15 protein-coding genes are annotated in these 15,298 nt (G+C 39.4%); 11 read left to right on the top strand and 4 right to left on the bottom strand.

The window, feature by feature from the left end:
• The first annotated feature begins 66 nt into the window (after positions 1–66).
• Together GVV22_RS08160 and GVV22_RS08155 are read left to right on the top strand one after the other, a co-directional pair.
• Complete coding sequence (locus GVV22_RS08160; RefSeq protein WP_159649628.1) at positions 67–558, top strand: hypothetical protein; 492 nt, start codon at positions 67–69, stop codon at positions 556–558.
• On the top strand, positions 555–1,019 hold the full coding sequence (locus GVV22_RS08155) for a hypothetical protein (protein ID WP_159649627.1): 465 nt from the start codon (positions 555–557) through the stop codon (positions 1,017–1,019). Before GVV22_RS08160 ends, GVV22_RS08155 begins: the two co-directional genes overlap by 4 nt.
• A gap of 98 nt (positions 1,020–1,117) precedes the next feature.
• Here the strand turns inward: GVV22_RS08155 and GVV22_RS08150 are convergent, their stop codons facing one another.
• On the bottom strand, positions 1,118–1,579 hold the full coding sequence (locus GVV22_RS08150; RefSeq protein ID WP_159649626.1) for a hypothetical protein: 462 nt from the start codon (positions 1,577–1,579) through the stop codon (positions 1,118–1,120).
• Positions 1,580–1,739: 160 nt separating this feature from the next.
• On the opposite strand from GVV22_RS08150, the gene GVV22_RS08145 reads away from it, so the two are divergent.
• The 8 genes from GVV22_RS08145 to GVV22_RS08110 all read left to right on the top strand — a co-directional run bounded on the left by GVV22_RS08145 (position 1,740) and on the right by GVV22_RS08110 (position 10,088).
• Positions 1,740–2,693: an alpha/beta fold hydrolase gene (locus GVV22_RS08145; RefSeq protein ID WP_159649625.1), complete on the top strand. Its 954-nt coding sequence runs from the start codon at positions 1,740–1,742 to the stop codon at positions 2,691–2,693.
• 283 nt (positions 2,694–2,976) lie between these two features.
• On the top strand, positions 2,977–4,431 hold the full coding sequence (locus GVV22_RS08140; RefSeq protein ID WP_159649624.1) for an InlB B-repeat-containing protein: 1,455 nt from the start codon (positions 2,977–2,979) through the stop codon (positions 4,429–4,431).
• Between the two features lie 117 nt (positions 4,432–4,548).
• The gene (locus tag GVV22_RS08135; protein WP_159649623.1) at positions 4,549–5,256 is read left to right on the top strand and encodes a DNA/RNA non-specific endonuclease; all 708 of its coding nucleotides are present in this window, start codon (positions 4,549–4,551) and stop codon (positions 5,254–5,256) included.
• Between the two features lie 152 nt (positions 5,257–5,408).
• Positions 5,409–6,875, top strand: coding sequence for a DUF438 domain-containing protein (locus GVV22_RS08130; RefSeq protein ID WP_236261939.1), 1,467 nt, complete (start codon positions 5,409–5,411; stop codon positions 6,873–6,875).
• A 10-nt stretch (positions 6,876–6,885) separates the two neighbouring features.
• The gene (locus tag GVV22_RS08125; RefSeq protein ID WP_159649621.1) at positions 6,886–7,470 is read left to right on the top strand and encodes a uracil-DNA glycosylase family protein; all 585 of its coding nucleotides are present in this window, start codon (positions 6,886–6,888) and stop codon (positions 7,468–7,470) included.
• Between the two features lie 60 nt (positions 7,471–7,530).
• Positions 7,531–7,734: a heavy-metal-associated domain-containing protein gene (locus GVV22_RS08120; RefSeq protein ID WP_159649620.1), complete on the top strand. Its 204-nt coding sequence runs from the start codon at positions 7,531–7,533 to the stop codon at positions 7,732–7,734.
• Entirely contained in the window at positions 7,721–9,451 is a 1,731-nt protein-coding gene (locus tag GVV22_RS08115) for a heavy metal translocating P-type ATPase (RefSeq protein WP_159649619.1), read from the top strand. The genes GVV22_RS08120 and GVV22_RS08115 overlap by 14 nt, the downstream gene beginning before the upstream one ends.
• Position 9,452: 1 nt before the next feature.
• Entirely contained in the window at positions 9,453–10,088 is a 636-nt protein-coding gene (locus GVV22_RS08110) for a Crp/Fnr family transcriptional regulator (protein ID WP_159649618.1), read from the top strand.
• Between the two features lie 59 nt (positions 10,089–10,147).
• Here the strand turns inward: GVV22_RS08110 and GVV22_RS08105 are convergent, their stop codons facing one another.
• From GVV22_RS08105 to GVV22_RS08095, 3 genes are read right to left on the bottom strand one after another with little or no spacing between them, the layout of a single operon-like run.
• Positions 10,148–11,365 (bottom strand): hypothetical protein, encoded by a 1,218-nt coding sequence (locus tag GVV22_RS08105; protein ID WP_159649617.1) that lies wholly within the window; start codon positions 11,363–11,365, stop codon positions 10,148–10,150.
• A gap of 60 nt (positions 11,366–11,425) precedes the next feature.
• Complete coding sequence (locus tag GVV22_RS08100) at positions 11,426–12,319, bottom strand: carbohydrate kinase family protein (RefSeq protein WP_159649616.1); 894 nt, start codon at positions 12,317–12,319, stop codon at positions 11,426–11,428.
• Complete coding sequence (locus GVV22_RS08095) at positions 12,309–13,694, bottom strand: glycoside hydrolase family 32 protein (protein WP_159649615.1); 1,386 nt, start codon at positions 13,692–13,694, stop codon at positions 12,309–12,311. The genes GVV22_RS08100 and GVV22_RS08095 overlap by 11 nt, the downstream gene beginning before the upstream one ends.
• A gap of 184 nt (positions 13,695–13,878) precedes the next feature.
• Between GVV22_RS08095 and GVV22_RS08090 the strand changes: the two genes are divergently transcribed.
• Positions 13,879–15,249: a PTS transporter subunit EIIC gene (locus tag GVV22_RS08090; protein ID WP_159649614.1), complete on the top strand. Its 1,371-nt coding sequence runs from the start codon at positions 13,879–13,881 to the stop codon at positions 15,247–15,249.
• Positions 15,250–15,298: the final 49 nt, after the last annotated feature.

The following is a 15,298-nucleotide window of genomic DNA, read 5'->3' as shown; positions in this document are numbered from 1 at the left end:
TTAATACAGTATGGGATGGAATCACGATAATATAAGAATAAATAGGTCAGAAATGTGGGGAACATTATGGAGAAGATTATAAGTTTTGTGAATGAAAATCCAATGATATGGCTATACGTTGGATTTATGCTTATCGCGGTCGTATTTTCAATCGTTTCTATGAGACGTGCAAAAGCCGGGAAGGTTGATTTTTTAGACAATCATCCAGATGCAGCACGCATTTTATTGAACCAACAAGGGTACATCAGTACGACAACCATTCATCTGTATGAAGTGAACGATGAACCTGTCCAATTGGACTTTAAAACATTCAACAAAGCAACAACCAAAGAATCACAATATTACTCAGAAAAGATGAAATATGGTGTACTTGTTAAACCAGGCGTAAATAAACTCTTAGTCAGTTATGAAAATACCAAACCTGGAGTTGTGCATAAGAGTGTTACGACGTATTCTGATCCAGTGCATGTTGAAATTAACTGTGCGCCAAACACAACATATCGTCTAAGCTATGACTTGGATACAAACTTATACAGTGTGGAGGAAGTCACAAAATGACAAATCGCGTCTTTAAACGAACACCAATAAACATTATAAAGAACCTTTTATATACCCTTTTTACACCTGTCTTTATTTACATTGCTGCCTATTTCTTGCTCCAGTTTACAGGCCTTGAAGCCAAGATGCAAGAAATGATCGCGATAGGACTGTCGGCATTAATCTTCCTTTGGATGTTAAAGATGTTAGTCGTTGATGATAAGGTTGTGGTTACGGTTGATGCAACAGGACTTACTTATAAGTCAGGCTCTAAAGAATCTCGCTACGATTTTGAAGATTGCCAATTTGGCTATAAAACAGTATCAAGTCAAGGTTCCACCGATACGATTAATTTGTATGTATACAAAGGTGACCAAGAAATAATGTTGAATTGCGAGCCATTAGGGCCACGTCAATTTGACGAATTATTTACTATCCTCAAAGGACATACTGTTAAAGATGAACCACAACGCTTAAACTAATATTTTGACCACTACGCGCAGTGGTTTTTTTTGAAATTCCTCATTTACTATAGAGTTAGTATACTGTTAAGAAGATAATTAAAAAAACGACCCAATAATTAATCTAGGGTCGTTTTTGTGTCATTGACATCAAAAAGTGTTGTTTCGATGTGGTCGATTGCTTTTTGGTCGTATCCAGCAAGTGGAAAGCGTTGCCGTGTTCCGTTTGATTTTTGAACAATTGTCAGATACAAGAGTGGCGCAAATTGTTGTTGGTAAATGGTAAAACCACCAATACTGCCATAAAATTCAGAATCATTGCGCGTAAAAATGTGTGTTTTGCCAAAAATAGTGCGAATGCATACCGTATCACCTTCAAGCTCAAGGGTGTTAAAGGTTTTGATTATTTTATAGGCGATATAGACGATTGCAATCGGTAAGGCTATCGCCATAATTTGCTCGAACTTATCCGGTATTTTATGGGTTAGGACTAATATCAGTGACACAATACCACCTATTCCAAAACCATAGACCGTATACCCAAAGATAATTTTTGCTTTCTGTGTTGTTGATTGTTTCATTGTAGTGTTCCCCCCTGCTACAAAAAAATTGTATCACATGTATTTCAAAAAGTATTGGGGTAAATATTTGACTTCTATAATTAAACGCGTTAACATAAACATACCGATTGAATGTTTGAGAACAATCAAGACATTCTTAGGAGATGGAAGGTACAAAAAAATGGAAAAATTTTGGAAATATTTTAAACGCCTTGTTATTGGTATTGTTGTAACAGCGCTCGTGTTGTTATCATCAATGTTTATTTTTGGAAAAATTGGAAAAGCATCAGACCGTAAAAAAATCGAAGACTATGGTGAAAAAGTAGAGGTGTTCGGTAAAAATATAAACATGTACATTACAGGAGAAGGCGAAGGAAAAGAAACAATTGTGTTACTTCCTGGATACGGAACGATTGCTCCCAAAATTAGCTTCGATCCTGTGACCGAAAAGCTTAAAGATGATTATCGTGTTGTCTTAGTAGAACCTTTTGGATATGGATTAAGTGATCAAACAGACCGCGAACGTACAACTGCAAACATGGTTGAGGAAATTCATATGGCACTTCAAGCGAAGGGGATTGATGACTTTATCTTCATGGGACACTCCATTGCAGGAATCTACATGTTAAGCTATATTAATACATACCCTGGAGAGGCGAAGGCATTTATTGGAATTGATACGAGTGTTCCTACACAACCGATGTTCCCAATGGACACAACAGTACTTCGTCTCGCAGATAAACTCGGTTTCTTACAACTTACAATGACGCCGCCTTTTGGAAAACCAACAGTTCCTTCATTTGTTCCTGAAGAAGATATTGACCAATACATTTACTTTACTCGGAATACAAGTCTAAATGACACATTACTTAATGAATTAGGGAATCTAAGTCAAATTTTTGATGATGCCAAAGGCTACTCACTACCGAAAGACATGCCAGTATATTTATTCGTTCAAGAGTTCAATGAACCAATTCCAACATGGCAAGCGTTGCACAAGGAACAAGCGAATTCGGTCGATAATGGAAAAATGATGCTTATCGATGGTGATCACTTCTTGCACTTTGAACATTCAGAATTAATCGTGAAGGAAACAAAAGCATTCCTTAATGAATTTGTTGTTAACCCACAATAAACCGAAAACTCCAGAAACTGGAGTTTTTTTGTTGTAAGAAGATTAATGATTTATGTCCTTTATTAGGGATAATTGTAGTATTTGAGCGACATATCGGTTCAATAAGAAATTTGAATATATTTCGGGCTAATATCACAAAATAGCGTAATAAAATGAAATATTAAACAATGAACAATATCGCATACGTGACCTATAATAGAGTTAGAATAGCGCCAAACATCTAGAACGGATTTTGATTTAAGCGCGAGGTTCTTGCATTCGTATAAACCAAAAGGGGAAGACTATGAAAGCACGAAATAAAATTATGTCCTTGATGGTGGCATTAATACTCATGATTACGGTGATTACAAGTAATGGTATGGATACTAATAGTATTCATGCAGAGTCTATAACACCTAAAGGAACAATTTTGACGATGTACGGTATTACTGAAGAAACACCGTCACTATTGATCAAAGGGAAACTCATAGATCGAGAAACCCGTTCATTTGTGAATGGGATCACGCTGCGTGTTAACTATTATGACAACGTTCGGGGTGGAAATCTGGTTGAATCATATCAAATCATTTCTGGCTCGCAACAGGACAATAACTTTAATGTCTTCGCCAATGTAAATGCGTGGAGAAACGAAGTTAAGTTGGTCGAAATCATTCTCGACCAAGATGTTGCAGAGGACGTCATAATGCCGTCTACATCTGGGAATGTTGGGCGTATTAATGCGAGATATGATGCAAATGGCGGATCATTTACCAATGGAACCGATAAACACCTTGTAAAATTGTACATCGGTGGAACATTATCGAGTTTTGTCGGCTACGAAGAACCAACTAAAGAAAATGCGACATTTAGCCACTGGACCCAAGAGAAGAGTTCAGGCCTAATTAGTTGGGAAAATCAGGGCAAAGTTATTCCTGAATCTGAGCGTGGTTCGAATACGATTAGTCTTAAAGCAGTTTGGATTGAAAACACAACAGAATACGATGTGTTCTTTGAATCAAATGGTGGAACGGCTGTCGAGGCATTGTTAGGAATAACAGCAGGATCAACAATTTCAGAGCCCGTTAATATTTTAAAAACAGGGTTTAAGTTTGATGGATGGTTTACAGATTCAGAATTAACATTACCATGGCAATTTGCAACGGATACAGTACAAAATACGATGACACTCTACGCAAAATGGACTCCAAGACAATACACAGATAAATTCGTTGATGTGATGAATCAAACACTCGTTGAATTTACGGACTTAAAATATGATGCAGCGGTTCCGACGTCATATGTTAATGCTATGTCTAAAGTGGGACACTCATACAAAGTATTCCATGATCAAAATTTAACGAATGTATGGAATTCTCAAAACTTTACAGTAACTGAAGATACCGTTTTATTTGTTGATTACACAAAGAATGATTGCGTCTTATCATTTGAAACGAATGGTGGAACATTGATTCCTCGACACGAATTCCAAAAAGGGAGCCTCATTGGAACGGAATACATCACCACCAAATCGGGACATACCTTTGAAGGCTGGCTCTTGGATGCAAAATTCACAACGCCTGTAACGAATGAAACAGTTATAACCGAAAACATGACAATCTACGCGAAGTGGAACAAGAATACGGATGCTGTCTTACCTGCAACTGGGATGTCAACCACAAGCTACGTCTTTATCGGAATTACGGCTGTGATTGTTGGTTTAGGTGTCGTTCTTTGGTCACAAAAAAACGATGACGAATAACCAATTACATACGCTATAGAGAAACTGTTCGAAAGGCAGTCTTTTTTACGCTCTAGACTGGAAGATTGAAGTGATAAAAGCTATAATACAAGTCTATGATAAGGTAATGGAGTCGATATGAAAAAAATTGTTTTAGTTTTAGCACTACTTGCTTTTTTAGGGGTAGTCTACTATGCGTTTAGTTCGTTACATGATAATGTTACGAAAGAAGCGAACCCAATTGTATCTGTTGATGCAAGCATGGGCAATCAATACATCAGTTTTGAAGAAATGAAAAATGCTCCCATCGTTGATAACTGTAAGACTTCAAAGTTGAAAAAAAATACAACGGTAAATATCTCTGCGTCGGGAGAATTTGCGTATTATGCAAAAACAGATGACCAAGGGCGCGTAAAATATATCTACGCACCAGAACTCTTCTTCGCAAATTATGACGAGCGATACAATGGCAACAAACGGCTGTGTGATCGTCAACAAAAAACACCGGGTGATACAAGTAGTGATGATGCCGGGCATATGATAGCGAATCAATTGGGGGGGAATGGATCATTGTACAACCTTGTGGCACAAAATGAGGTTCTTAATCGCAGCGGGGGATGGCGTAAAATGGAACGAAAAATTGTGGAGGATATGCAAAACAATAACCCGGTTACGAATTATAGTGTTGTGATAAATTATAATAATGATGAGCTACGTCCAGATCGCTTTACGGTGTCCTACGATGTTGATTATCAAAATCCAAAGACTGGGAAGAAAACGTATGAACATAGTTTTAAAAATAACGGGACGAACCAGAATTTACAGCAAGCAAAACCCAAAGCTTAATCTTACCCACTGAGTTAATCAGAAAACCCACATCTGTGAAAGATGTGGGTTTTTGCACATTTGGATTGCAACATGACGAAATTGGTTTATATATGAGTTCAATTTTAATAGCGTGGGTGGGGTAAGGGACATGTATGTACAAAAAGGGTGCTATGATTAAAGAAAAGCGAGGGAATGCCATGAAGATACGTATCGATGAAACATTTTATAACATTGTACAAAAAGATCCGGAATTGCGAAATATCTTGGTTGATTTTGGATTCAAACCGATGAAACATGATTTGCAATTTTCTACGGTGGGAAAAGTTGTGACAATTCGTAAAGGACTCAAACATCTTGGTAAAGATATGGAAGCACTCAATAAATGGTTAGAAGAACATGGGAGTACACACCGATTTATCGATGAGACGATAGCGACCAACGATGAACATGGAACCGAAAGTCAAACCCTCGGAGCTCTTATCAAGCGGCTTCACGAAGGGGAAAATCCAGAGCATGTCAAAGAGGATTTTCAAAAGCATTTTGGCAGTGTACATGCTTCGGAAATTGTCACCATGGAACAAGAACTTGTGAAAGAAGGGATGCCAATTGGAGAGATCCAACGTCTATGTGATATCCATGCAGATGTGTTCAATGGTTCGATTGAAGCTATTCATGCAAGCATGAACGATATCGACATTCCAGGTCATCCAGTCCATGTTTTGAAAGCGGAAAATAAAGCCATAACGGATCTGCTGGAAACACTTAACCAAACTTTACTAGCGTATGTAAACGGAGCAGATGATTCGATTAAGTTTGGAATTTTAATGCAGGTTAATGAGCTTTTTGACATCGAAAAACATTATAAACGGAAAGAAGAGTGTTTTTTTCCACTCTTAGAAAAACATGGTTTTACGGCACCGCCACAAGTTATGTGGGGCGTCGATGATGAAATCCGTGCTGACCTGTCGGGTTTTCATAAATCGGTGTCAGAGTTACCAGCGATAGAGGTTTACGAAATCTTTAAAGCACTAAGAAAACGTATCGAAGATATGATTTTCAAAGAAGAAATGATTCTTCTTCCCATGATTATTGATGTTGTTACGGAAGACGATTGGCTTAAAGTAGCCCATGATTCAAAAGAAATCGGGTACTGCTTAGTTAGCCCATCTCAAGAATGGGTTCCTGTTCGAAAATCGTTCTATGATCGTGTTAAAGATGATCTTTCGACACGGGATAATTCACTTCATTTTAAAGTGGGAACGTTACGCTTTGAAGAACTGGAAGCAGTCTTGAATCTCTTGCCGATAGATATTACATTCGTCGATAAAAATGATACCTTTAAGTATTTTAATCAAACCAAAGATCGCCTCTTTTTCCGTTCTCAAGCACAGATTGGACGGCAAGTTCAACACTGCCATCCCCCAAAATCACTGGATATTGTGGAAGGTATCTTACGGGACTTTAAATCTGGCGAAAAAGATGAAGAAAGTTTTTGGATAGAAATCAAAGGGAAACTAATCTATATTACGTACTATGCAGTTCGAGATCAATTTGGAGCCTACATGGGAACCTTAGAAGTCTCTCAAGACATTAAACCCTATCAGGCAATCAGTGGCCAAAAACGCTTACGTGACTAAGGAGGCGACGATGGATAAATTTGAAATGTTGCGAACACAAATCAAGCACGATTCTGAGAATAAAGTATTTACTGAAAAAGGATGGGAGCCTATTTATATGGTCGATGCGCGTGCTCGCATCCTCATTATTGGACAAGCACCAGGTGCTAAAACACAGGAAATGAAGGGTGTATTTCATGATCAAAGTGGTGTTCGATTGCGCTCTTGGATGGGGGTCGATGACTCCATATTTTATGAAAGTGGGCTGATTGCTGTGCTTCCCATGGATTTTTATTTTCCGGGTCATGGAAAACAAGGTGATTTACCCCCACGTCCAGAGTTCTACCAAAAATGGCATCCGCAATTTCTTGAAGCAATGCCTCATGTTGAACTGATTATCCTCGTGGGAATGTATGCACAAAATGCGTATCTCAAACCGAGCGCATATAAAACGATTACTGAAAATGTACTCCATTATAAAACATTTCTACCACATTATTTTCCCTTGATACATCCCTCACCACGAAATCAGGTATGGATGTCACGGCATCCAGAGTTTGCAGAAGTAATTCTTCCGGATTTTAGAAAGTGTATTCAAAAAATATTGAATGCTTGATCTAGGTCAAGGTGTCAAACTCAGAAATCTCTATACTATAAGTATGGAGGTTGAAAGACTATGGAAAAGAAAATAAGATTAGAAACGCTAACATGCCCATCATGTGTTGCGAAAATTAAAAAGGGCGTCAGCCAAATGGAAGGTGTTGAAACTGTTGATGTGGGATTTAACACATCGACCGTACGGGTTAGCTATGATGAGAAGAAAGTTGATGCGAATGTCATCGAGCAACGCATTAAGGACTTAGGATTTGCACTTCGATAAGAAGTGGCTTCCATTTGGACTTGCTCTCATCTTACGTATTAGCGTTGCAAACACGGTGATTGCACAACTGATCTTTGGACTGGTAGGAATCTTTTATGCTTCCTACTTTTCAATACAAAGTTTTCGAAATCTACGATTCCGTATTGTAGGAATTGACTTACTTGTTACGTTGGCTGCACTTGGATCCTTACTAATTGGCGAACCTTGGGAAGCCGCCTCAGTAACATTCCTGTATGTATTTGGAAAACATCTCGAATCGCGAGCACTTTACAAGACGCAAAAGGAGCTCAAATCACTCATTAACTCGATGCCAACAACGGTTGTGGGTGCAGATGGGATGTCCTATACGATGGAAGAAGTATTCCCCGGTATGAATATCAAAGTTGTTGCTGGAAATGTTATTCCGGTGGATGGTAGTGTGTATGAAGGAATTGGAAGTGTTGATGAAGCATCGATTACTGGTGAATCAAACCTCCAGCAGAAGACTGTTGCTAGTCAAGTCTTTATGGGGTCGATACTGAAAGAAGGTTATTTACTGATACGGGTTGAGCGTACGAGTGATGATACTGTCTACGGTCAAATTTTAGATTTGGTTGAGAATGCCCAGAATAAGAAATCTCGAGTTCAAAATTTTATTGATCGTTTTTCACAATACTATACACCTGCGGTGATTGGAGTTGCGATTGTGGCGTATCTTCTAACCCAAGATATCCGGATGGCGTTATCATTGCTTGTTGTATCATGTCCAGGTGCTCTTGTTATTGCGATTCCCATCGCATCTTCGGTAGCATTAAGTCATGCTCTGAAACATCATGTCTTAATTAAAGGTATCGATATCTTTGAAAAACTGAACAAAATTGAAACAATCGCATTCGATAAGACAGGTACATTGACATTAAACAGACTGAGTGTGGTTCGTGTCGAAGCCCACGCACAATCACAAGAAACAGTACTGCAAATCGCTACGTCGTTAGAACATTTTTCTGAGCATGTCATTGCATCCGCAATATTGGACAAAAATACATTGCCGCTTAAAGAGGTATCCGACTTTGAAGTAATCGGTGGTATGGGTGTTACAGGAACTATTGACGGCGTATCTTATCGCGTAGGTCAAGAAAACCTCTTCTCCTATGATGTCCCTCAAGTTTCATCAAGCGCAGTATATGTCGGGACAGAAGTGGAACTCTATGGTATTGTTATTTTAGAAGATACATTACGCCCAGAAGCACCTGATGCACTTGCTCAACTTCAAGACTATACACTAATGATCTTAACGGGTGACAACGCCCATAGTGCTCAAAGAATTGCGGATATGGTAAATATCAGCCATGTTAAGAGTCGGTTATTACCGCAAGAAAAGCTCAATATCATCAATCAAAATGAAAATATCATGATGGTTGGGGATGGTATGAATGATTCACCATCGTTAATTGCAGCTGACTTGGGAGTCTCAATGGGTGGTTCGGAAAATCGTGTGGCGATGGAATGTGCGGATATGATTTTGGCACATCGTGATTTAAATCAACTGCCAAAGATGTTCCGATTAGCACGTCGTGTTCGCAATGTTATGTATCAGAATATTGTGATTGCATTGGTCACAGTTGGTGTGCTATTTATTGGAGTGCTTAATGCACATGTATCCATGTCATTAGGTATGATAATTCATGAATTATCAGTTTTAATTGTCATTGTAAATGCAATGAGATTGCGAGGATAAAATGGATCAATACAACCGTTGTTTACTACAGGTACCGGTGTTTCAAGAGTTAACGGAGGACCGCTTAATTGCGATCTCTGATTTGATAGAACCACGTCATTATCATGCGGATGAAAGCATCTACGATGAAACAGATGTGATTGAAACACTAGGGGTTATTCATCGCGGGTCAGTCAAGTTACGAAAAATTAATGAAGATGGCAAAGAGCGAATTTTGAGCATCCTTTATCCAGGTGATTATTTTGGCGAAGCATCATTACTCATTTCGAAGGAAAGTCAATATGACATTGTTGCGCTTGAGAAGAGTGCCATTTGTACAATTGAGTTGGACGCATTTCGGACAATTATGAAGCGTGACGAAACCATGATGCTATCCATGATGGATTCTTTAATCCAAAGAATTGCGAGTCGTGACGATCTCGTGATTGCTGAGAGTTTAGTACCCGCAAAAGACCGTGTGCTCAAGGCATTAGCACACTATACAACGCCTGACGGACTTGTGCAGTTACCACTCACAAAAAAAGACTTAGCGAGCTCGCTGGGGATAACACCCGAAACAATGAGCCGCGCAATCAATATTTTAGTTCGAGAGTGTATCCTTGAGAAGAAGGAGAATGAACTCTACTTTAAGACTTAGATTGTAACCTCAAATGACCTCTCGTATTTAGGTTTTGTAAATATAAAAGCAAACACTGATTAAGGTGTTTGTTTTTTTTGTGGTATTTCCTTGGAAATTTTCCATAGATAAATTGAAATAATACTACGGTAGGGAGCGTAGGGAGAAAGGAGCTGGTTATACTGCGACTCATCAATCGCGTCCAATTGGTACCATGTGACGAGACCTCTTCGAAGGGCAACATCCGCATAACTGGTCATGTCCATGCGACCATATCCGTGTAATGCAATCATGCGTGCACTCCAATCACCAATACCTGGCAAGGCAACCAAAGATTTAATCAAATCAATATCATCGAGTGTATCTAAGCGTGCCAAGTTCAGTTCTTTTAATTTTATCTGTGTGGCAATAGCGTGAATTGCTTTGGCTTTATTATTGGTTAATCCAATCTGTTTTAAATTTTCTACACTATCTTTCGCAACTGCGTGATAACTGGAATATGCGTCAAGATAACGTGCATAAATACTATCTGCGGCTTTCACCGAAATCAGTTGGCCAATAATAGTTGAGACAATGGCATCAAAAGGGTCATTAATCGTGGGGCGGTCTACAAAGCCATACTGATCAAAGATACGATCAAATCGTTGATCGATTGTGCGTAAATGGTCGATGTGATCGGTATTATATTGAAAGATTGGCTTTGCAAATTTTTCAAGTGGGTCAGGGTCGCTAATCTTGCGTTTGCCGTAAGCAACAATCAAAGCATGAAATTCTTGATACAAAGCGACATCTTGGGAAAGTTGCGTCATAACATAGTCTTGGTACTGATTGTAGGTGGAAAACTGGGGAAGATGAACGTGCTTGAACAGGCGCTTCAGATAAGTGTCCACTACAAAGACAGGTTGATTAAATGCATATAGAAGGATAGCATCTGCAGTTTCGGGTCCAATTCCTTTTAATGCGAGCAAGTCTTTGCGTAAGGCATCAAGATTAATCGCATCAAAATCAAAATTAGCAGGTTGGAAATACGCAACAAGATTTTTAATGGTGTTTGATTTTGCGCGATAGAAACCTGCTGGCTTTATAAACGTTTGGAGTGTTTCGAGTGACAACGCATTAATTGAAGTAAAGGAAAAATCATTGTCAAAGTTAGACAGTGCTTTTTCAACGTTGGTCCACGAAGTATTCTGCACGAGGATTGCACCCAACATCATTTCTTCACGACTTTTGGCTGGCCACCAGTCCTGAGGACCATATGCGCTATATAGTTCATAGTAAATATCCATTAATCTCAGCATAATCTCTACCTCACTGCCTTAATTATACAAAAAAAGCCCTCTTAGAGGGCATGATTAACATTAATAATTGATATCTGGAATTGCTCCTTGTCTTTGGACAACCTGTGCACTAACATTACTTGCGTGTGCAATCGCATCTTGTAGATGCGTTTCTAACCACGTATCAAACGAAACGTTTGAGAGCGATAGCGATGCTAAAATCATTGCAATATAACTATCACCGGCTCCGGTTGTATCGACTTGTTGTACAATTTCTGGCGTGTATGTAATGAGTTCACCATTTGGTTTGAGAATCTTCGATCCTTCAGCTCCAAGGGTACAAATAATCAGCTGCTTGTTTGTTTGAAGTCGCTCCATCCCGATAGTAACATCATGAGTTTCCGTTAGCCATGCTAACTCGTCCTCATTAACCTTGATGATATCTACATGTGGAATCAATGTCATGACAGCAGCATAAGCATCGTCTAATGATGACCATAATCGCTCACGAAGGTTAACATCAAAGCTAACAATACCACCAGCTTTTTGACATTGTTGGATTGCGTAATGATGGGCATCCCGTGTTGTGCTCTCAGCTACGAGGCCTAACGAACAAAAGTGCAAAATGTCATCTGGTTTGAATGCAATGGTGTCAATATCTTCAATGTTTAAAGATAGGTCGGCAGTATCATTGCGATAGAATTGAAAACTACGATCGCCATTCTGATGCGAAACTAAAGCTAAAGCCGTGTTTTTGTGACTGCGAGGTAAAGGGAGCAAAATGTTGTGTTCTTTGAGCGTTGCGTATAAGAGATCACCTAAAGAATCTGTACTTATCTTACCAACAAAGACGGCATCTGCACCACGTCGGCGCGCGTGGGCTGCAACGTTTGCAGGGGCCCCACCAGGATATGGCACATAATGAGAACCTTCTTGCATAAAATCAATGAGCATTTCGCCAAGACTATAAATCATGATTAACATCCTCCAAAGGGTAAAGTGTTTTTAATGCTGAATCGTTAAGTGTCTTTATTTTAACATGGCCTTCTATATGCTGAGGGAAAAATCGCAGAGACATTGTATATCGACCTTGGTTTATAAATATTTCCAAGGTAGATGTATCACGGAAGACATGAAGGTTTTTAAGTGGTTCATCGAGGCGTACTGTTCGAGTTTCGCCTCGTTCTGTAGCATAAGTGTTTTTAAGTGCGCTGCGATCAAGGGTCAATGTCTGTGTTGATGCATCATAGCGAAAATTAATGCACTCACCTTGATAACGATAAAGGTCAATGTCCAAATCGCCTTGGATTGAATCAAGAATCAGTTCGTAGGAACATAGTGGGGAATCAATGGGAACGGCATCTGTGCGAAGTGCAATGAGATTGGGGTGTGGCTGTTGATAGAGGTGGTTATCAATCAGTGTGAGTACACGTGGTAGTGTTAATACATGAGCCCATCCATACTTATCACTTGGATATCCGCCTTCAGCGGCTCCCATCCATGCCAAGAGCACCCGTTGACCCGTTTGGTCAATAAATGTCTGCGTGGCATAAAAATCAAAGCCATAATCGAGTAATTGAGGATTGGTATGATGTCCCATATCAAAATGAGTTGTGTCATATTTTCCGACAATGTAAGCATTGGGGTAGATATTAGTATTCAATTGTGGCAAATTCATGGCTCCTTGCGGACAAAATAGCAATATACCTTTTTGATCGAGTTCGAAATAATCAGGACATTCCCACATATAACCAAAGGATTTTAATGCCGTTGTCAGTTCTTTCGCGAGATGCCAAGCTTTAAGATCTGTGGATGTATACAACAAAGCAGTTCCTGTCATATCTTGGCGTTGCGCTCCGAGAATCATCGCGTATCCTTGTGGAGTTGTGAAAACTTTGGGATCGCGAAAATGGTCAGTATATCCTGATGGAATATGGTCAATAACAACCGTTTTGTCCACAATGCCGTTTGTATCTAAGCGTGCGTTGAGTTGGTACGGAATACGGATATCATCAGGTGTCCGAGTGTTTCCGGTGTAAAAAAGTTCAAACGTGTCATCGACGATAAGTGCAGATCCGGAATAGGCACCGTGACTATCATAAATGGAGTCAGGTTGAAGAATTCGTTTATCTTGAGTCCAATGGACGAGGTCGGTTGATGTAACATGATTCCATGACTTTAAACCATGTGTTGGTCCATCTGGATGCCATTGATAAAAGACATGATAAACGCCATCATGGTAGATTAAGCCATTGGGATCGTTAAGAAGTCCAGTCGGTGGCTGAATATGAAATTGTGTGCGCCAATGATTGTTGGCGTTATGATTAAGAGTTTGTTTTGTATCTTTCAATGGATGTACCTCACAAGACAATATGTCGTTTTAATGGGAACGATACCGCACATTTAGCCTACCATATCTTGGTAAGGAGTGCAATGGTGATGGAAAATTTGTTGAAAGGGCTTGCTTTATCCTGAAAACGGTGTTAATCTGTGGTTGTGAACGTGGTAACGATACCACATTGTAGGAGGACAATATGAACTATCAAGATATTGCAGCACGCATCCTTGAATCAGCGGGTGGCAAAGATAATATTCAAAATTTTGAGCACTGTGCGACTCGTCTGCGTATTATTGTGAAAGATGATACGGCGATCGATGTTACAAAAGTTGATGCATTAAAAGAAGACATCGGTGGATACTTTTTTCAATCCGGACAGCATCAATTTATTATTGGAACAGGAAAAGTCAATTATGTTTATGAAGCATTTCAAATGCTTATGGGTAAAACCCCTTCGGATTCAAACTTTAAAGAAGATGCTTATGCAAATATGAAACCTATGCAAAAGCTCATGCGAATCTTCGCCGATGTGCTCATTCCTTTAATCCCCGCTTTAGTAACAACAGGGTTATTAATGGGAATTAGAGGGATGCTTACAAACATGGGTATCGAAATGTCAGTTGAATTCGCAACCTTGTTTGGAATGTTGACTGATATTGCCTTTGCATTCTTGCCGGTATTAATTACTTACTCTGCAACTAAACGTTTTGGCGGAAATCCTATTCTTGGAATCGTTGTTGGATTAATGATGGTCGCACCGCAACTTCCAAATGCTTGGGCAGTTGCTACTGGTGGTGCAGAACCAATGGTAGTATCGATTTTCGGCTTATCGATTAATATTGTAGGATATCAAGGATCCGTTTTACCTGGAATTTTTGCTGGATGGTTAGTTGCTTGGGTTGAACGTCATGTTCGTAAATATGTACCTGCTATGATGGACTTGATTGTTACACCATTTGTTTCCATTCTTGTATCAATTACAGTTGTACTCTTTGTGGTTGGACCGATCCTACATGGTGTCGAACAGTATGCAACACACGGCGTGCTACTTTTAACACAAATTCCGTTTGGCATTGGTCAGATCTTCTATGCTGCAATTCAGCAAGTGATAGTTATTACGGGAATGCACCATGCGCTTAGCGTTATCGAAATTCAACTAATTACTGAAACAGGTGTTAATATACTACAACCATTGGGTACTGCATCAATGGCCGGACAATTTGGAGCGGCGATTGCTGTAGCAACATTAATGAGGAATAAGAAACAACAATCGAATGCAATTTCTGCTTCGGCGTCGACGTTGTTCGGAATTACTGAACCGTTACTCTTTGGTGTCACCTTGCCCAATCCCAAAGCTTTCGCAATGGGAATGATTGGTGGAGCAGTTGGAGGGTTCGTAACATATATCCTTGGGGTAGCACCTGCGGGGATGGGAATTACATTCATCCCAGGACTTCTTCTCTATACACAATCTGTTGGAGCAATGATTGGTTATCTCTTAGTTATTGCAAGTTCATTTGCAACCGCATTTATCTTGACCCGTATGTTTGTGAAAGTAGATCAATAATAAAAAAACACCACGCTTTAGAATTGCGTGGTGTTTTTTTATCATAAAG

This window comes from Erysipelothrix aquatica, assembly GCF_009828825.1.
GTDB lineage: Bacteria > Bacillota_I > Bacilli_A > Erysipelotrichales > Erysipelotrichaceae > Erysipelothrix > Erysipelothrix aquatica_A.
The sequence above is the reverse complement of the archived record's forward strand: the minus strand, read 5'-3'. Positions and strand labels throughout refer to the sequence as shown.

Coding starts and splice junctions, on each gene's coding strand:
- GVV22_RS08160 (WP_159649628.1), top strand. CDS start 67: ATGGAGAAGATTATAAGTTTTGTGAATGAAAATCCAATGATATGGCTA.
- GVV22_RS08155 (WP_159649627.1), top strand. CDS start 555: ATGACAAATCGCGTCTTTAAACGAACACCAATAAACATTATAAAGAAC.
- GVV22_RS08150 (WP_159649626.1), bottom strand. CDS start 1,579: ATGAAACAATCAACAACACAGAAAGCAAAAATTATCTTTGGGTATACG.
- GVV22_RS08145 (WP_159649625.1), top strand. CDS start 1,740: ATGGAAAAATTTTGGAAATATTTTAAACGCCTTGTTATTGGTATTGTT.
- GVV22_RS08140 (WP_159649624.1), top strand. CDS start 2,977: ATGAAAGCACGAAATAAAATTATGTCCTTGATGGTGGCATTAATACTC.
- GVV22_RS08135 (WP_159649623.1), top strand. CDS start 4,549: ATGAAAAAAATTGTTTTAGTTTTAGCACTACTTGCTTTTTTAGGGGTA.
- GVV22_RS08130 (WP_236261939.1), top strand. CDS start 5,409: ATGATTAAAGAAAAGCGAGGGAATGCCATGAAGATACGTATCGATGAA.
- GVV22_RS08125 (WP_159649621.1), top strand. CDS start 6,886: ATGGATAAATTTGAAATGTTGCGAACACAAATCAAGCACGATTCTGAG.
- GVV22_RS08120 (WP_159649620.1), top strand. CDS start 7,531: ATGGAAAAGAAAATAAGATTAGAAACGCTAACATGCCCATCATGTGTT.
- GVV22_RS08110 (WP_159649618.1), top strand. CDS start 9,453: ATGGATCAATACAACCGTTGTTTACTACAGGTACCGGTGTTTCAAGAG.
- GVV22_RS08105 (WP_159649617.1), bottom strand. CDS start 11,365: ATGCTGAGATTAATGGATATTTACTATGAACTATATAGCGCATATGGT.
- GVV22_RS08100 (WP_159649616.1), bottom strand. CDS start 12,319: ATGATTTATAGTCTTGGCGAAATGCTCATTGATTTTATGCAAGAAGGT.
- GVV22_RS08090 (WP_159649614.1), top strand. CDS start 13,879: ATGAACTATCAAGATATTGCAGCACGCATCCTTGAATCAGCGGGTGGC.